The organism is Arthrobacter sp. 35W (assembly GCF_000482545.1).
Classification (GTDB): Bacteria; Actinomycetota; Actinomycetes; order Actinomycetales; family Micrococcaceae; genus Specibacter.
Map to the genome: position 1 here is coordinate 1,014,928 of NZ_KI519455.1, position 17,373 is coordinate 1,032,300.

Below are 17,373 nucleotides of genomic sequence, written 5' to 3' on the forward strand. Positions count from 1 at the left end.
CTGGGATGCTGGCCGGATGGCTGCCGGCCTGCGCACAGGCAAGGATGGAAGCATGACCTATTCCGCAGCAGCACCTGCACCCCGTGGCTGGTTCATCGGCCGCCCCTCCACCTGGCGCATGATCGGCGCAGACCTGGCGTATCTGCTGCCTGGATTCTTTGTCTCCCTGGTCTCCTTCATCGTGCTGGTGACCCTGCTGGCCACCGGGGCGGGCACCTTCATCATCTGGATCGGGCTGCCCATTCTGGTGCTGTCCCTCTCCGCGGCCTCCTTCTTTGCCGGCATCAACCGGGCCGCGCTGCGGCGTTGGGCCGGCGCAATTCCGCCCGTCCACTACCGGCCCCTGAAGCTGCGCACCATCAAGGGCATGCTGGCGGGCCTGGCCGACGCCCAGCGGTGGAAGGACGTGCTGCACGGAACACTGGTGTCCTTCCCGCTGCGGACCGTCGCCTTCTCCTTTGTGGTGTCCTGGCTTGCGACAGCTGCCGCAGGGCTGACCAAGTGGTTCTGGAGCCCGTTCCTGCCCCAGGACAGCGTTGAACTCGCACAGTTGATGGGCCTGGATGTGCGGTGGGGCATGAACGCCGCGGATGTGCAGCTGTGGCTGGATCTGGCGGTTGGCGTGCTGTTCCTGCTCACGCTGCCCTTTGTGGTCCACTTCTTTGCCGTGGCGGACGCAGGCGCCGCCAGGTTCCTGCTGACCAATGAGAACGCGGCCCTGCGTGCCCGCAGCGCCGAACTTTCGCAGCGCCGCGCCCAGGTGGTCTCCGAGGAGGCCCAGACCCTGCGCAAGGTGGAGCGCGACCTCCACGATGGACCCCAGCAGCGGCTGATCCGCCTGCAGATGGACGTTGAGGCGGCCAAGCGGCAGGTGGCCAGCAACCCTGAGCAGGCTGTCACGCTGATGGATGGGGCCATCGAGCAGAGCAGGGCCGCGCTGGCCGAACTGCGTGCCCTTTCCCGGGGCATCGCCCCGCCCATCCTGGCCGACCGCGGTTTGGCCGCCGCCACCGCATCCCTGGCGGGCCGGTGCCCGGTGCCAGCCACGGTTGCGGACAATCTGGGCGCCGATGCCCGGCTTGCGGAGGGTGTGGAGAATGCCGCCTACTTTGTGGTCTCGGAGGCACTGGCCAACGCCGCCAAACACTCCCGGGCCGGTGCGGTGTCGGTGGCGCTGCGCCGCCTGCCCACCGAGTTGGCCGTCGTCGTCCGCGACGACGGCGTGGGCGGGGCCCATGTGGGCAAGGGCCACGGCCTGGCCGGGCTGGTCGACAGGCTGGCGGGTGTGGACGGCACACTGGGCGTGGACAGCCCCGACGGCGGCCCCACGACCATCACGGCCCGCATCCCACTGGAAGCACCACTGGCAGCACCACCGGAAGGTGGCGGCCGCTAGGCTGTGGGCATGCGTGTTGTCCTCGCCGAAGATTCAGTCCTGCTGCGCGAGGGCCTCGTCCGGCTGCTCACCGAGATTGGCGCGGAGGTCTGCGCTGCCGTGGGCGACGGCGACGAACTCCTGCTGGCCGTGGCCCAACACCGGCCGGACCTGCTCATCACCGATGTCCGCATGCCACCGTCGCACCGGGATGAGGGGCTGCGCGCCGCCGTCCAGGTCCGCCGGATGAACCCCGGCACGGCCGTCCTGGTGCTGTCGCAGTATGTGGAACCCAGCTATGCCACAGAACTCTTTGGCACCGGATCCGGCGGTGTTGGCTATCTGCTCAAGGACCGCGTTGCCCGACTGGAGGACTTCGCCGACGCCATCTCCCGCATCTGCCGCGGCGACACAGTGCTGGACCCGGAGGTCATTGCCGCACTGCTGCGCCAGCGCAACGCCGCGGACCCGCTGGCCGCTCTCACTCCGCGCGAGCATGAGGTTCTGGCGTTGATGGCGGAGGGCCGGACCAATGCGGCCATCGCCGCGGCCCTGGTGGTTGGCGCCGGCGCAGTGGAAAAGCACGTCACCTCCATATTCACCAAGCTGGCGCTGCCGCCATCGGAGCAGGACCACCGCCGGGTGCTCGCGGTTCTGGAGTACCTCCAGCAGCGCTGACATCTGTCGCGCGGAAGCCGAACGCAGAAGGCCGCCACCCGCCGCACTTGGACTGTTTCCCCCGTGCGGCGGCCGGCGGCCGGATCTATGCGGTCATGCTTAGGCGCGGCGCCTGCGCACCACCACCGTGGCCACCGCACCGGCGGCAACCAGCAGCAGTGCAAGGCCGGCGGGCAGCAGCACGTTGGCCCCCGTGGAGGCGAGCCCGCCTTCGGTGGTGGCCTGTCCGCCTGCGGTGGTGCCGCCACTCGTGGTCCCACCGCCTATGGTTCCGCCGCCCGGCGTCGTCTCGCCGGGGTCGACGGCGGCAGCAACAGTGAGTGCGCTGCTGGCCAGCGTGGCGCCGCCGGAGACGACTGTCAGCGTGTGCGTCCCGGCCTCCAGACCCGCCGGCAGGGCGGCGGTGATGGTTGCTGTGCCATCGGCGCCGACCACGACCGCGCCCAGCAGCACGGGCTCGGAGTGCAGCCACAGCTCCACCGTGGAGCCGGGCACCAGTCCACCCAGGGCCACCGTGATGGTGGAACCCGGCGTGGCAGCGGTCGGAGCGTCGATGCTGGGCGTGCCCGGCTGCGGCGTTTCCTTGGCCGCCACGACGGCGTCCGCGGTGGATCCGCCCACGAGGCCGGCCTCATCCGTGGCGCGGTAGGCGACGGAGGCTCCGCCGTCGCCGGCCTTGATGGGAGCGGTGTACGTGTTCCACGTGGAACCAGCATCGGTGGAGTACTCCACCGAATCGATCCCGGAACCCTCATCCGTGGCATCGATGGCGACGGTGCGGGCCGCGGTGTCCACGGTGGCGGAAACCTCCGGAACCACTGTGTCCACGTTGATCTCACCGAGCGTCTTGGTGGACTCCAGATTGGCTGCCGCATCCGAGGAGCGGTAGTTGAAGACGGTGCTGCCCTCGGGCAGTTCCACCGGCTCCGTGTACTCGGTCCACTCGCCGTCGTCGAACTGGTACTCGGTGGCGGCGACGCCCTTGTTGTCCGTCGCGGACAGCGTCACGGAGGGGGCGGTGGTGAACCAGCCGTTCTCCGGTTCCTCCTCGGAAAGGACCGCAGTTGTTACCGGGGCCGTGGTGTCGGCAGGCTCGCAGGTGAACTTTGCATCGCCCCAGACGCCGTGGGCGCCGTTGATGGAGCCGGCATTGGCCGGGTCCACCGTCAGGTCGATGTAGGCGACGCCGCTGACGTCCAGATCAATGTGCTCCGGCGCGAACTGCGGGGTGAAGGTGCGGCTCTGGTACTTCTGCGCGCCATCGCTGGCCACGCGGAAGATGATGTTGCCACCGAAGCCCTTTTCCAGGCCGACGTCGGCCGTGAAGCGGCTGCACTGCCCACCCAGGTAGTAGGTGATCTTGGAGGCTGCGTGCACACCCAGGCCCTTGGCGTAAGTGGGGTACTTGTTCGTTGCCGGGTCGAGGAAGTTCACGCTCAGCGGGACGTCCGGGGAATTGGCGGCGTCCTTGTTCGCCACATCCTTGCCGATGACGCCCCAGCCGGTGGTGGCGGACATCGCCGTCAGATCCGAGGCAAAGGCATCGGTGGCCGGCGCGGTGGGCAGCGGCCAGTCGACCACCTTCCAGTCGAAGAACTTCACGTTGCCGGCCGTCGGAAGGGTCACCGACGCGATGGTCTTGGTCGGGTTCAGACGGATCGAGTTGGAGAAGGCCTGGTAGCTGTACTGCGTGTACTCCGGGGAGGCGCCGGTGGCGTTGTTGCGCCCGGCCTCGGAGACGGCCAGCGTGGCGCCGCCCTTGTTGGCCGGCTGCAGCCAGTTCGGGAAGAACACCGTGGATTTCTGCACGGACCCATCGGTGTACTTGATGGTCAGCTCCGGGCTGACGCCGCTGCCGGACGCCGCGGCGCCCAGAATCGCCAGCTGGGTTCCCTTGCCGCTGAGGGCAATGGTCTGTCCGTCAAGGGCGACGGCGTTCTTCACATCCGGCCCTGCCGAGGGCCAGGTGTAGTCCACCTTGGTGGGCAGGCCGGCGTCGACGGTCACCGTGGATCCGGGGCGCACGCCGCCTGCCGGCGTGGCGGCCGTGGCGAGCTGCTCGGCGGCAAAGCTGGCGCCGCCGCCGTCGAAGTTGCCGGTGGCCTTGCCCGCAACGGTGGTCACGGAGATGTGGTTGTAGGCACCTGCCAGGGAGCCGAAGGCCACGTAGAGCTGGTTGGCACCGGACACGCTCTGGGCGCCGCCGGTGGAATCCTTGTACGTGGCGGCGGCCCCAACCGTCTGCTGGCCCGCAGCGGAGCTGGCTCCCGGGGACACCACGAACGTTGCCGCGAGGCTTGCGCCGGGGGCCACCGAAGCGGCCGCCGCACCGGTGCTGGACTTGACGGTCCAGCCCTCGGGCAGCGTGGCGGCGACGGCGACGTCGGTCTTGGCCTTGGCACCGGTGTTGGTGAAGACGGCCGTGGCGGTGGTCTCGGCACCTTGGAAGACCTGGGCGCCGAGCTTGACGGACACCTCTGCCGCTGCGGCGTCGGAATCCTTGCCGCCGGTGGCGCTGGCGTTCTTCAGCACCACGCTGGAGGCGGCGGTGGCCCCAACTTGGCCGGACTTGACCAGTACGGTGCCACCGGCGTCGGCAGCGTCATAGAACCAGCCGGTCGCGGCGGCGTCGAAGGCCGCCCTGGTGGCAGTCCTGGCCAGCGTGGTGGAACCCACTGTGACGGCGTCCGGCGCGGAGCCGGTGTGCACCTCAAGGTTGTAGGGGCGGCTGGCGGCCATGCCGGTGTAGCTGCCCTGGCGGGCGCCGATGGTGACTGTCACATCGCCGGCATTCTTCTCCGGTGCGGCAACGGTGAACGTCTGCGTGCTGCTGCGGCCGTTCTTGTACTCGCGGGTGGTCTTGTCATCCTCGTTCAGCACCACCGTGGAGGTGCCGGACGGGGTGACGTCCAGCGTCAGCGCGGCGTCCTCGGGGACCAGGCTGGCGTTGCGGGCCACGATGCCCTTGGGCACGACGGAACCGACCTTGACGAACATCGGCAGCGTTTCCAGCGGCGCTTTGTAGCCGTTGAGGACCTGGCCGCCGTTGTAGACCTTGCCGCTCCAGTAGTCCATCCACTGGCTGCCGGCCGGCAGCACAATGCCATTGCGGACGTCGGTGGACTGGTAGACCGGGGCCACCAGGTAGTCCGAGCCGAGCATGTACTGGGTGTTGGCCTCGGCGCTGTAGGACAGCGGATCGTTGGGGAATTCCAGGGCCATGGTGCGCATCATCGGCAGGCCGGTCTTGTTGGATTCCACGGCCATGGAGTAGATGTACGGCATCAGTTCCTGGCGCAGCTGCAGGTACTTGCGGTTGATGGCCGTGGCGGCATCGCCGTAGAGCCACGGGCGCTTGTCCACGGCGGCCCAGCCGCTCATCGAGTAGAGGGCCGGGGACAGCGCCTTCCACTGCAGGTCGCGGACATAGCTCTCCGGCGAACCGCCAAAGATGCCGTCGACGTCGGAGGTGGTGAAGGCCAGCCCCGAGTTGCCGGAGCCGGCCATGGCCGAGACGGCCCAGCGGACGGCGTCCAGATTGCCGGAGTGGTCGCCCGTCCACTGCATGCCGCAGCGCTGGGAACCGGCCCAGCCCTCGACCATCAGCGCGGTGCCGCGGGCCGGGGAATACTGCTCAATGCCGTCATGCGCAGACATGCACGAGGTCAGGGCCATGCGGTAGCCCGCGCCCACCCACGCCACATCCAGCTTGCGCATAGCAATGCCGTCCTGGCCCACCTCGGTGGGGGTGTTCACCAGCGACCGCTGGGTCCACAGGCCGGTCTTCAGGTCTGCAGCGTCCTTGATCGCCTTGACGGTGCCGCCCAGGCCCTGGCCCGGATTGGCCGGGTCATAGGGAACGGGGTCCGGCGTGTACTCGCAGCCGTAGCCGTCATTGACCAGCATCCAGCCGGCCGGCATGTCATTCGCCTTGAACTCCGCGGCCGTCTGGACGGCGTCGAAGGTGTGCTGCTTGGGCGAAACGGTGCTGCCGCCGGAGGAGCTGTAGGACGGGTTGGAGCGGTTGTAGCAATCCGCATCGCCGTATTCCAGGGCGTACACCGGCGGCAGGTGCGGGCGGCCGGTCAGCTTGGTGTAGCTGTCCAGGGACTGCTTGTAGTCGCCCACGAAGTAGTAGGCATCAAAGCGCGCCTCCTGGTGCGTGGTGCTCTCGTTCGCGGTGAAGTTGTACGAGCCGGGCGCGAAGGTGTTGCGCAGGACGCCGTAGCCGGCATTGGTCATGTAGTACGGCACCGCGTTCGGGTTGCCGCCGTCGTCCCAGTCGTAGTCGCGGGCCACGTTGATGGTGGAGCCGGTGTGGACGCTGCGGCCGTTCTGCATGCCGCCGCCCAGGAACTGCTCGCCCTCCTTGGGCTTGAGGTGCTGGGTGGTGGAGGTGGCGCCGAAGGTCAGAGCGGAGGATTCCTGCCACACGATGGACCCATCGGTGCGCTTGAGGGTGAACTTTCCGGTGGACTTTTCAACCTCCAGGACCAGCGCGCTGGTCTTGAGCTTGAGCGTCCCGCCGTCCTCCACCGCCACGGCGGCGGCGGTGAACTGGTCGGCGCCGACGATGATGTTCGCGTTGGCCGTGGTGTCGGCGGTGGGGCTGTTGGCCGGGTCGGTGAAGGCGCCCGCGGGTACGGCCTCGACCCGGAAGTTCTTGGCGTCAAGGAAGGTGACGCGGATGGCGCCGCGCGCTGGGGTCAGGTTGACGACATTGCCCACCTGGCTGAATCCGGAGATGGCACCCAGGCTGGTGCCGGCCGGGTCAACGGGGTACTGCGCCGTGATGCCGGAGGGGCCGGCTGGGTCTCCCTGTGCGGCCGCCGCCGGGGCCGCCGGGAGGGCGAGGGAGAGGGCCGGAACGGCCCCCAGGCTGAGGAGGGCGGCCATGGCAAGGGAGGTTCCCCGCTTGGCAAACCCCCTCTTGGCTCCTGGCTGTGGCGATGGGGAGGGACGTCTGTCTTTTAGAAACGGGGACATGCACACACTTTCCATTGAAATGATGATTCGTGACGTGTAATTCCGTATAACGTGCACTAATAATCAATCAAGAATGTGATCTGCGTCAACCCCTATCAACAGAATGTGACAAGGGTGGGGATCTGCCCCCTGCCCGCCGGGCACAACAAAGGGGCCGCGGCCTCCGGTTCACCCGGGGGCTGCGGCCTCTTGTTCGTCACTGGCATTTGACCGGCCGCTGCCTCTGGCCGCCATTTTGGCGGCAGACCGGCGGTACCGGGGCCGGCGGCTACGGCTCCTGGCTGGCCGGCACCGCCGTCGGCGAGGCGGATCCGGTGGCGGTGGCGCCGCTCGGATCGGCGCCTGATGCCTCGGTGGACAGCGCCGTGGGCGAGGCGGATGCCGGCGCCGTCGGCGATCCACTGGCCTGCGCCGTGGCCGTTTCCAAGGCCGTGGCCTCGGGGCTGGGTGCGGCCGTCTCCACCGGCTCCGGCGACGGCGTTCCGGTGCCCGTGGCAGGTGGTTCCGTCGGAGTGGGGTCCGGGGTGGGGGTGGCCGTGCCCGGGTCCGACGGGACGGGAGGCTCGGTGCCGGGGTCCGTCGGCGTGGGCGACGGCGACGGGCTGCCCGGCGCCGAGGGCGACGGCGAGGGGCTGCCCGGCGCCGAGGTGGCCGGCGGCGTCGTCGGCGTTCCGGTGCCCGGACCGGTGGTCCCGGGCGCCGACGACGACGCGCTCGGGGACTCCGTCGCCTTGTCCGTTTCCTTTGGGTCGGTATTCGGGTCCACCATGGTGAAATACATTGATTTTCCGGCGATTTCGGTGGCCGCAACGGGCAGCAGCACGGTCCCCACGGCGGGGTTCAGCGCACTGATCATCCTGCCCTCGCCGATGTAGATCCCAATGTGCGCCCAGTGGTTGGGGCCGTCGGGGTTCTGCACCACCAGGTCGCCCGGCTGCGGGGTGGAGGTGGCCGTCAGACCCTCCCACTGTTCGGTGCGGGGCAGTTGGAGTCCGGCCTGGCGGTAGGCCCACTGCACGAATCCCGAGCAGTCCCAGCCGAGCTGGTAGCTGGTGCCACCCCAGACGTAGGGGTGGCCCAGACCCTGGTAGGCGGACTTGATGATGGCTGCCTGCACCGAGGCGGACATGGTCCCCACCACGCCGGGAATGCTGCCCGGCTCCGGGAAGTTCATGGTCGGCGGAACGGCATTGGCCTGGGCCAGCACGAGGACACTAGCGAACCCAAGGTTGGCTCCGGCCAGCGAGCCGGCCTTCGCCTCGGCCCAGGGGTTGCCCGCCGCACCCGCCTCGGCGACGGGCTGCTGCAGCGAAACTGGTTCGGGAGCCTGGGCAAAGGCAGTGGCGGTGAAGAATCCTGCTCCGGACAGTGCGGCACAGACTAGTGCCATGGTTGTTCGATATGCCCTGCCGGGGGCTGCCGGATCCTTCACAAGGAGACCTCCTGTTGGGGCATGAACGGTAGTTCAGAGGGTACGCCCCAGACAGGGGCGCCCAACAGGGCCGACGGATTATTACGTGGGATTGAATTAATCCCGTGCCACGGCGGCAGCACGGTGGATCCGGGGGGCTGCGGTGGAGTCCCGAACCACCAGCTCCGTGGCCAGCTCGACGTGGTCCGCATCAAGGACTTCACCGTTGGCCAGGCGAAGCACCGAGCGGAGGGCGGCACGGCCCATCTCAAACAAGGGCTGTGCCACGGCCGTCAGCCGGGGCAACGTCTGCTCAGTCAGGGCGGTGCCGTCGAATCCCACCAGGCTCAGGTCGTCCGGAACGCGCACGCCTTGGCGCCGCGCCTCGTCCAGCACGCCAAGAGCCGTCGCATCGCTGGCGGCAAAAATGGCCGTGGGTGGCTCATCCAGCGCCAGCAGGCGCCGCGTCCCCTCGACCCCAAAGCCGGCGGAAAACTGCCCCATCAGCACATAGTCCGGGATCGATTCGATGCCGTGGCTCATGAGCGCCGCCAGATAGCCATGCAGTCGGGCAACGTTGCATTCGGCCGCATTTGGTCCGCCCAGGAAGGCGATGCGCCGGTGCCCCAGCCCAATGAGGTGCTCCGCCGCAGCCTTGCCGCCGGCCCAGTTGGTGGCGCCCACGCTGACGATGCCGCTGCGGGGCGGATTAAGGGGATCAATGACCACCACCGGGATGTTGCGGCGGGAAAACGACGACAACGCTTTGGCCGTGATTTCGCTCGTGACCAGAATCAGGCCCTTGCGGCCGGCGTCGGCCATCCGCTGGGCCCACTCTTCATGGTTGGCGCTGTGCAGCTTGGCCGGCGTGACATTGCTGACCACCACTTCCACGTCTTCACTGGCGGCAAAGTCAAGCAGCCCGGTAAGCACCTCAAGGGCGTATTGGTTGTTCAGGCCGTCGATGACCAGATCCACCATTGCCGGGCCGTGGGACTTGGCCCGGCGCTGAACGGGCGATTCATAGCCCAGCTCCTCCAGTGCCGCCTGCACCCTGGCCCGGGTGCCCGCCGCTACATCGTCGCGGCCATTGATCACCTTGGACACGGTTGGTGCCGACACGCCGGCCAAAGCGGCAACTGTTGCCAGAACCGGCTTGGCTGCCGGCTTCTTTTCGCGCATTTCCACTCCAGCCATCGAAAACTTTCACTCCCTGAAGTGTGCCCGAAGGGTGTGAAATTGGCAACATTATCCGCAAACAGTCCTTGACATGTGACGCAGCCCACGGCTAGGTTCTATCCAATCGCGAAATTAGTTGCGAAATGTTTCGAACGATTCTTTTGGAGCAGGTGCTCCAATGCACCGCACATCGGCCCAGGTCCCCTGGCTCTTTTCAATGGAGATAAGAATGAAACACACACCCACGTCGCGCCGTACATTCCTGTCCCTCGCGGCACTGGCGCCCTTCGCTGCCTGGGGTCTGACCGCCTGCGGCACGTCCGGACCCGCAGGCAGCAGCGGCGGGTCCGGCGGAGCCACAATGTGGTCGCTGACAGGCAAGCCCAACGAGACGATCAGGCAGAACACAGTTGACGTGTTCAACAAGGAGAATTCGGCCAGCCAGATCAAGGTCACGGTGTTCCAAAACGATGCCTACAAGACCAAGATCAAGACGGCCATCGGCGCCGGGCAGGCTCCCACCATCATCTATGGCTGGGGCGGCGGAACGCTGAAGTCCTACGCAGAGGCCGGCCAGGTGGAGGATCTGACCAGTTGGTTCACCGCCAACCCCGAGGTGAAGAACAAGCTCTTCCCGTCCTCGTTCGGCGCCGCCACCGTTGATGGCAAGATCTACGCCATGCCCTCCCAGACGGTCCAGCCGATTGTCTTCTACTACAACAAGGAACTCTTCGCCAAGGCCAACGCGCAGCCACCCAAGACCTGGGACGATCTGATGGCGCTGGCAAAGACGTTCAACGACATGGGCATCGCGCCCCTGTCACTGGGCGGCCAGTCACGCTGGACGTCGATGATGTGGCTTGAGTACATGTTCGACAGGGTGGGCGGCCCGGAGGTGTTCACCGATATCTACAACGGCAAGGCCAATGCCTGGTCCCACCCGGCGGCGCTGGAGGCACTGGCCAAGATCCAGGACCTGGTGTCGGCGGATGGATTCATCAAGGGCTTCTCCTCCATCACTGCCGACAGCAATGCGGACCAGGCGCTGCTGTTCACCGGCAAGGCGGCCATGATGCTCCACGGCGGCTGGACCTACGGCAGCATGAAGAACGACGGCGCCGGGTTTGTCCAGGACGGAAAGCTGGGCTGGGTGGACTTCCCCACCGTCACCGGCGGCAAGGGCGACCCCAAAAACGCCGTGGGCAACCCCGCCAACTACCTGTCGATCTCGGCCAAGGCCACCGATGCGGAAAAGGAAACTGCCAAGAAGTACTTCAAGGATGGGCTGTTCACCAAGGAGGAGGTCGCCGGCTACATCGCCAGCGGTGCGGTGCCGATTGCCACGGGCATCGAGGACCAGCTGGCCGCCACCGACGACAAGGACTTCCTGACGTACGTCTACACCCTGGCCAAGGACGCGCCGTCGTTCCAGCAGTCCTGGGACCAGGCCTTGAGCCCCACCGCGGCCGAGGCCCTGCTGAACAACATCGACCAGCTGTTCATCAAGGCCGTCACTCCCGAGCAATTTGCCGCCAACATGAATGCGACACTGGGCAAATGAGCACTGTCTCTGCCCCGCTCGGCACGCGGCGCAAGGCGGCCTCCGCCCGGCCGGAGAGGGGAACCGGCGGCGCGCTGGCGTGGCTGGTGCTGCCGGCCCTGGTGCTGTTCCTCGTCTTTGCCATCGTTCCGCTGGTGGGCGTCCTGCTGCTCAGCTTCACCAACTGGGACGGCATTGGCGCCATCACCCTGAACGGCATCGGCAACTGGCTGGCCGTCTTCTCCGACCCTGTCATGTACAATGCCCTGTGGCTGACGTTCGTGGTCATGGTGGTCTCGTGGCTGGTCCAAACGCCCATCAGCCTGCTGCTGGGCGTTTTCACAGCCGGCGCGCAGAAGTACCGGGCGGTGCTGGCCGTGATCTACTTCCTGCCGCTGCTGCTGTCCTCGGCGGCCATCGCCATCGCCTACAAGGCCCTGCTGGACCCCAACTTCGGCCTGGCCGAGGGGCTGAAACTGCCCGCCCTCGCACAGGACTGGCTGGGAAACCCGCAGTTGGCCCTCGGCGTCGTGATCTTTGTGATTGCCTGGCAGTTTGTCCCCTTCCACACGCTCATCTACCAGGGCGGTGTCCGGCAGATTCCGCGGTCCCTGTACGAGGCGGCGGAGATCGACGGCGCCGGCCGGGTGAAGCAGTTCTTCTACATCACCGTTCCGCAGTTGAAGTACACCATCATCACCTCCTCCACCCTCATGACGGTTGGTGCGCTGACGTACTTCGATCTGATCTTCGTCCTCACCGGCGGCGGACCCGGTAATGCCACTCGGATCCTGCCGCTGGACATGTACCTGACCGGATTCAAGGCCAACCTGATGGGTCCTGCGAGCGTGATTGCCGTCATCCTGGTGGGCATCGGCCTGGCCTTGGCGCTGTTCCTGCAGCGGCTCGGCGGCAAAGACAACAACGGCAGCCAACTGGAAGGCATGTAGCATGACCACCACCTTGCCCAAGTCGGCAGTGTCCGCACCGGCAGCCGCCCCAGCACGGAACGCCGGGTTGAAGCGGAAGCTCCGGAAATTGAACCTGCCCGCTGGTGCCGCCGGGTGGATCTGGCTGGCCGTGATCATCCTCCCGATCTACTACATCGTCATCACCAGCCTCAAGACCCAGGCCGGATACTTTGGCCAAAACCCGCTGGCGCTGCCCACCGCTCCCACGCTGGAGAACTACGGGATGGTGCTGGAGGCCGATTTTGCCCGGTATTTCCTCAACAGCGCGATCATCACTGTCGGGGCGGTTGTCCCCACGGTGCTGTTTGCCTTCATGGCCTCGTTCGCCATCGTGCGCGGCAAGGGCCGCTTCCTCAAGGGTGTCAACGCCCTGTTCCTGATGGGCCTGGCCATTCCGCTGCAGGCCACCATCATCCCCGTGTACCTGATGATCATCCGGCTGAACCTGTACGACAGCCTGCTGGCCATCATCCTGCCCTCCATCGCCTTCGCCATCCCGTTGAGCGTGTTGATTATGGCGAACTTCATCCGCGACGTGCCCAACGAGCTCTTCGAGTCGATGCGCCTGGACGGGTGCAGCGAATGGCAGACCATGTGGCGGCTGGCCCTCCCTCTGACCAAGCCGGCCATCGTCACGGTGGCCATCTACAACGGTTTGGGCGTCTGGAACGGCTTCCTGCTGCCGCTGATCCTGACCCAAAGCCCCGAACTGCGGGTTTTGCCGCTGGCCCTGTGGACGTTCCAGGGCGAGTTCAGCGTCAACATCCCGGCGGTGCTGGCCTCCGTGGTGCTGACCACCCTGCCCATCCTGGTCCTCTACATTGTGGGCCGCCGCCAATTGCTCAGCGGCCTCACCGCAGGCTTCAGCAAGTAGCCATGGCCACCGAAAGGACCACCGACATGCCACAGAACCAAACACCTTCCCTGCGTGTGGGAATGGTGGGGTACGCCTTCATGGGCGCTGCCCATTCCCACGCCTGGCACACCGCGCACCGCTTCTTCGACCTGCCGCTGGCCCCCGAGTTGACGGCCCTGGCCGGCCGGAACAAGGCGGCCGTCCAGGAGGCCGCCGGCCGCATGGGCTGGGCGTCCACGGAAACGGACTGGCGCGCCCTCATCGAACGCGACGACATCGATCTGGTGGATATCTGCACACCGGGAAACACCCACGCCGAGATCGCCATTGCCGCCCTGAAGGCAGGCAAGCACGTGCTCTGCGAAAAGCCGCTGGCCAATACCGTGGCGGAGGCGGAGGAGATGGCCGCCGTCGCCGCCGAGGCAGCGGCCAAGGGCGTCTACGCGATGTGCGGATACTCCTACCGCCGCACCCCTGCCCTGGCCCTGGCCAAGAGGATGGTCGACGACGGGCGGCTGGGCACCATCCGCCACGTGCGGGCCCAGTACCTCCAGGATTGGCTCTCGGACGAGAACGCACCCCTGACCTGGCGGATGGACAAGGAAAAGTCCGGCTCCGGCGCCTTGGGCGACATCGGCGCCCACAGCATCGACGCCGCACAGTTCGTCACGGGCCAGCGCATCACCGGCGTCTCGGCGCTGATGGAAACCTTCACCACCGAGCGGCCTGTGGGCGGGCAGTTTGTCGGCCTGGGCGGCCACGGCGAAACGGACGAAAACACGGCCAAGGGCCCCGTCACGGTTGATGACGCCGTCATCTTCAGCGCCCGGTTCGACGGCGGACCCATCGGCGTGTTTGAGGCCACCCGCGCCGCCCTGGGCCGCAAGAACGCCATGCGGTTGGAGGTCAACGGCTCCCTGGGCTCGCTGGCCTTCGACTTCGAGGAGATGAACTTCCTCCAGTTCTACGACAACGCCGATGCCGCCGGGGACCGCGGATTCCACCGGATCATGGTCACCGAGCCCGAGCACCCCTATGTGGGCAATTGGTGGCCCACCGGCCACGGCCTGGGCTACGAGCATGGCTTCACCCACCAGGTGGTGGACCTCGTGCGGGCCCTGGGCAGCGGCACCGCGCCGACGCCGTCGTTCGCCGACGCCCTCCAGGTCCAGCGGGTGCTGGCCGCCGTCGAGCACAGCGCGGGCAACAGCAGCACCTGGACACCCACCTACCAGACCACCAACAGCTAAGGACCCTTCGTGACAACAACGGCGACAACAACAAAGAATGCCCTGGTGGTGCGCGGCGGCTGGGACGGCCACCAGCCCATCGAGGCCACCGATCTGTTCATCCCGCATCTGGAAGCCAACGGATTCACCGTCCGGATCGAGGAAGGCACCGCCGTGTACGCGGACGCGGACTATCTGGCCACTGTGGACCTGATTGTCCAATGCAACACCATGACCACCATTGAGCCGGGCGAATTCGCCGGCCTGCGGGCAGCCATCGAAGCCGGCACAGGGATGGCCGGGTGGCACGGCGGCATTGCCGACTCGTACCGCAACAACTCCGACTACCTGCACCTCATCGGCGGCCAGTTCGCCTGCCATCCGGGAAAGCACGCCAGCGAACATGTCGGGGACGCCTCGGACAACTTCCTCCCGTACCGGGTGGAGATGCTGCCGGCCGCCGAAGAACACCCGATCACGGTCGGGATCGGTGATTTCGACCTCACCACCGAGCAGTATTGGGTGCTCGCCGACGACTACATAGACGTCCTTGCCACCACCACCTTGCCGGCCCGGGAGTGGGATGCCTGGACCCGCCCGGTGACTGCCCCGGCAATCTGGACGCGCCAGTGGGGTGCAGGGCGGATCTTTGTCGCCACCCCCGGGCATTGTGTTGAAGTCCTCCAGGATCCGAACGTCAAAACCATCATTGAAAGAGGCATGCTGTGGGCCAGCCGCTAAACACTCCCCTGAACATTGGCATCATCGGCTGCGGAAACATCATCAGCCAGTATCTGGAGACCTTCCCGGTGCTGGATGCCGTCCGGCTGGTCGCCGTCGCCGACCTGGACCACGCGCGGGCCCAGGCCATCGCGGCCGGACACCCCGGGGTCCGGGCACTGGGGGTCAGTGAACTGATCGCCGACGACGAGGTTCAGCTGGTCCTGAACCTCACCATCCCGGCCGCCCACGCCCAGGTGGCGTTGGAGGTGATTGCCGCGGGCAAGCACGTCTACGGCGAAAAGCCGCTCGCCGCGACCTCCACAGAGGCGGCTGGGGTCCTTGCCGCCGCCGCGGCCGCCGGGGTGGTGGTGGGCTGCGCTCCGGACACGGTTCTGGGCACCGGGACGCAGACGGCACGCCGCGCCATCGATGACAACCTGATCGGCAGGCCCATCTCGGCCACGGCCACCATGGTCACGCCGGGGCACGAACGCTGGCACCCGAACCCGGACTTCTACTACGCGCCCGGCGGCGGCCCGCTGCTGGACATGGGCCCCTACTACGTCTCGGCGCTGGTAACCCTGCTGGGACCGGTGGCATCGGTGGTCGGGGCCGCGAGCCACACCCGCACCACCCGCACCATCGGCACCGGTCCACGGGCCGGGGAATCCGTGCCCGTCACCACAGACACCCATGTCAGCGGCGTGCTGGTCCATGAATCCGGTGCACTGTCCACGCTGGTGATGAGCTTCGACGCCGTGGCCACGCAGGCGGCCAATCTGGAAATCCACGGCGAAACGGGCTCGCTGATCGTGCCGGACCCCAACCACTTCGACGGGGACGTCAAGCTGCGCACCCTGGGCGACACCGAATGGCGCACGCTTCCGGTCTCGGCCGGATACGCCGGGTCCAGCCGGGGCATTGGGCTGCAGGACCTGGCCCTGACGCCGCCAGGAACCGAGCCCCGGGCCGGCGGCAGGCTCGCCTTCCACGCCCTGGACGTCATGGAATCCCTGCTCCGGTCCGCCGAAACGGGCACCTCCATCACCGTTTCGAGCAGCTGCGAGCGGCCCGCTGCCGTTCCTCTCACGGAGCCGGCGGCCCTGGCAGCGCCATAGCCGGCACACCCGGAGCCGCTGCCGCATTCTCGATGCGGCAGCGGTCCAGGACAGCGGCCCCGGGCACGGCAATCCGTCCGGGGCCGTTTCCTGTCGGCAGGACTGTCTAGTTGCCTTCGGCATGCCCCAGGGGATCGGCCAAAAGGCCGGAGAACGCAAGCTCGGCGGCACCCACCATCATCAGGTCCGAGCCCAGCACCGCCGGGGAGAGGCGCACCTCGGCGCCGGGTCCGCGCATGGATTCAGCCCGGAGGTTGTCCTGCAGCTCCCCCGGGGCTGCCGCAAGGAGGGCCGCCAGGAACCCGTTCAGCACAATGGCCTCGGGGTTGAAGATGTTCACGATGTTGCGCAACGCCGTGCCCAGATGCCCCAGCTGGCGCCGGACTTCGGCCATGGCCTCCATGCCCGGGGCGGTGCGGAGCGCGCCGGCCAGCTCGCCAGGCTCGCCGCCGTCGAGCCCCGCCATTTCAAGCAGAGGCGCCTGGCTCACCTCGGTTTCCAGGCAGCCCAGGGCGCCGCAGTGGCAGCGCCGGCCGTTGGCGGCAACAAATGTGTGGCCAAACTCGCCGGCATAGCCGGACACCCCCGTCAGCAGCCTGCCCTCGGTGATGATGCCGCCGCCGATGCCGCTGGCCCCGCCGTTGAGGTAGATGAGGTTGCGGAGGCCGGTGGCCGCGCCAAAGACCATCTCCGCCTCGGCCGCGAGGGAGGCGTCGTTGGCCACGGTGGCAGGGTAGCCGGTGGCCTGGGTGAACATCCGGGCCAGCGGCTCGTCCTCCCACCCAAGGTGGGGTGCCAGCCGGACCATGCCGTCGACGGTGGTGACCAGCCCGGGCACGGCGACGCCGAGGCCCACTATCTTGTAACGGGCCTCAAGCTCGGAGCGCATTCCCGCAATCACCGCAGCCGCAATGTTGACCGCCTCCGACGCCGTGGGGATGCGTTCGGTGGCGTAGCGGATCTTCTTCAGCACCTGCCCGCCCAGGCCCACCAGGCCGATGGTGACGGCGTCGATCTCCGTGTTCACTGCCAGCGCCGCGACGGCAGGATTGGCATGGACGTCGGGGCTGGGCCGGCCCACCTGGGACTCCCCCGATGCGGCAGCCTCGTACACCAGCCCCGCCGCCGCCAATTGGCCCACGAGCACGCTGACCGTTGACCGGTTCAGGCCGGTGAGCCTGGTCAGCTGGGCCCGGCTGAGTTTCCCGTGGTGGTGGACCAACGTCAGGATCCGGGACGGGTTGGCCGACCGCGAGGCGTCGCCGGGCGGCGCAGGGTGCGGCAGGTCGATGGCGGTCATGGCCCTA

At 67.4% G+C, this 17,373-nt stretch carries 12 protein-coding genes; 8 read left to right on the forward strand and 4 right to left on the reverse strand.

All coding sequences use genetic code 11. The features are described 5' to 3' along the window. The first annotated feature begins 52 nt into the window (after window positions 1-52). Both K254_RS23790 and K254_RS0116795 read left to right on the forward strand, forming a co-directional pair. A complete protein-coding gene (locus tag K254_RS23790; RefSeq protein WP_196810989.1) occupies window positions 53-1,396 on the forward strand; it encodes a sensor histidine kinase in 1,344 nt (447 codons plus the stop codon). 9 nt (window positions 1,397-1,405) lie between these two features. Beyond that, window positions 1,406-2,053, forward strand: a complete 648-nt coding sequence (locus K254_RS0116795) for a response regulator transcription factor (RefSeq protein WP_026556347.1) — start codon at window positions 1,406-1,408, stop codon at window positions 2,051-2,053. Between the two features lie 99 nt (window positions 2,054-2,152). Here K254_RS0116795 and K254_RS23795 read toward each other — a convergent pair whose 3' ends face one another. The 3 genes from K254_RS23795 to K254_RS0116810 all read right to left on the reverse strand — a co-directional run bounded on the left by K254_RS23795 (window position 2,153) and on the right by K254_RS0116810 (window position 9,632). Further along, window positions 2,153-6,949, reverse strand: a complete 4,797-nt coding sequence (locus K254_RS23795; protein WP_231391890.1) for an NPCBM/NEW2 domain-containing protein — start codon at window positions 6,947-6,949, stop codon at window positions 2,153-2,155. A 358-nt stretch (window positions 6,950-7,307) separates the two neighbouring features. Continuing rightward, window positions 7,308-8,429: an NlpC/P60 family protein gene (locus K254_RS26400; protein WP_051389322.1), complete on the reverse strand. Its 1,122-nt coding sequence runs from the start codon at window positions 8,427-8,429 to the stop codon at window positions 7,308-7,310. 138 nt (window positions 8,430-8,567) lie between these two features. After that, window positions 8,568-9,632, reverse strand: a complete 1,065-nt coding sequence (locus tag K254_RS0116810) for a LacI family DNA-binding transcriptional regulator (protein WP_026556348.1) — start codon at window positions 9,630-9,632, stop codon at window positions 8,568-8,570. Window positions 9,633-9,858: 226 nt separating this feature from the next. Here K254_RS0116810 and K254_RS0116815 point away from each other — a divergent pair, with 226 nt between their 5' ends. The 6 genes from K254_RS0116815 to K254_RS0116840 are packed head-to-tail and all read left to right on the forward strand — an operon-like array spanning window position 9,859 to window position 16,066. Continuing rightward, window positions 9,859-11,190, forward strand: coding sequence for an extracellular solute-binding protein (locus K254_RS0116815; protein WP_026556349.1), 1,332 nt, complete (start codon window positions 9,859-9,861; stop codon window positions 11,188-11,190). Next, window positions 11,187-12,119 carry a carbohydrate ABC transporter permease gene (locus tag K254_RS0116820; RefSeq protein WP_026556350.1) on the forward strand — a complete coding sequence of 311 codons (933 nt, stop codon included), beginning with the start codon at window positions 11,187-11,189 and terminating at the stop codon, window positions 12,117-12,119. Before K254_RS0116815 ends, K254_RS0116820 begins: the two co-directional genes overlap by 4 nt. Before the next feature lies 1 nt (window position 12,120). Beyond that, window positions 12,121-13,014 (forward strand): carbohydrate ABC transporter permease, encoded by an 894-nt coding sequence (locus K254_RS0116825; RefSeq protein WP_026556351.1) that lies wholly within the window; start codon window positions 12,121-12,123, stop codon window positions 13,012-13,014. Window positions 13,015-13,040: 26 nt separating this feature from the next. Beyond that, window positions 13,041-14,246 carry a Gfo/Idh/MocA family protein gene (locus K254_RS0116830; protein ID WP_035750834.1) on the forward strand — a complete coding sequence of 402 codons (1,206 nt, stop codon included), beginning with the start codon at window positions 13,041-13,043 and terminating at the stop codon, window positions 14,244-14,246. 9 nt (window positions 14,247-14,255) lie between these two features. Further along, window positions 14,256-14,966, forward strand: coding sequence for a ThuA domain-containing protein (locus K254_RS0116835; protein ID WP_026556353.1), 711 nt, complete (start codon window positions 14,256-14,258; stop codon window positions 14,964-14,966). Then, window positions 14,951-16,066, forward strand: coding sequence for a Gfo/Idh/MocA family protein (locus tag K254_RS0116840; protein WP_026556354.1), 1,116 nt, complete (start codon window positions 14,951-14,953; stop codon window positions 16,064-16,066). The genes K254_RS0116835 and K254_RS0116840 overlap by 16 nt, the downstream gene beginning before the upstream one ends. 106 nt (window positions 16,067-16,172) lie before the next feature. Here the strand turns inward: K254_RS0116840 and K254_RS0116845 are convergent, their stop codons facing one another. Continuing rightward, window positions 16,173-17,366 carry an ROK family transcriptional regulator gene (locus K254_RS0116845; RefSeq protein WP_026556355.1) on the reverse strand — a complete coding sequence of 398 codons (1,194 nt, stop codon included), beginning with the start codon at window positions 17,364-17,366 and terminating at the stop codon, window positions 16,173-16,175. Window positions 17,367-17,373 lie beyond the last annotated feature (7 nt).

Excerpts from the sequence above, each read along its gene's own strand:
- K254_RS23790 (WP_196810989.1), top strand. The coding sequence starts at position 53 with ATGACCTATTCCGCAGCAGCACCTGCACCCCGTGGCTGGTTCATCGGC.
- K254_RS0116795 (WP_026556347.1), top strand. The coding sequence starts at position 1,406 with ATGCGTGTTGTCCTCGCCGAAGATTCAGTCCTGCTGCGCGAGGGCCTC.
- K254_RS23795 (WP_231391890.1), bottom strand. The coding sequence starts at position 6,949 with ATGGCCGCCCTCCTCAGCCTGGGGGCCGTTCCGGCCCTCTCCCTCGCC.
- K254_RS26400 (WP_051389322.1), bottom strand. The coding sequence starts at position 8,429 with ATGGCACTAGTCTGTGCCGCACTGTCCGGAGCAGGATTCTTCACCGCC.
- K254_RS0116810 (WP_026556348.1), bottom strand. The coding sequence starts at position 9,632 with ATGCGCGAAAAGAAGCCGGCAGCCAAGCCGGTTCTGGCAACAGTTGCC.
- K254_RS0116815 (WP_026556349.1), top strand. The coding sequence starts at position 9,859 with ATGAAACACACACCCACGTCGCGCCGTACATTCCTGTCCCTCGCGGCA.
- K254_RS0116820 (WP_026556350.1), top strand. The coding sequence starts at position 11,187 with ATGAGCACTGTCTCTGCCCCGCTCGGCACGCGGCGCAAGGCGGCCTCC.
- K254_RS0116825 (WP_026556351.1), top strand. The coding sequence starts at position 12,121 with ATGACCACCACCTTGCCCAAGTCGGCAGTGTCCGCACCGGCAGCCGCC.
- K254_RS0116830 (WP_035750834.1), top strand. The coding sequence starts at position 13,041 with ATGCCACAGAACCAAACACCTTCCCTGCGTGTGGGAATGGTGGGGTAC.
- K254_RS0116845 (WP_026556355.1), bottom strand. The coding sequence starts at position 17,366 with ATGACCGCCATCGACCTGCCGCACCCTGCGCCGCCCGGCGACGCCTCG.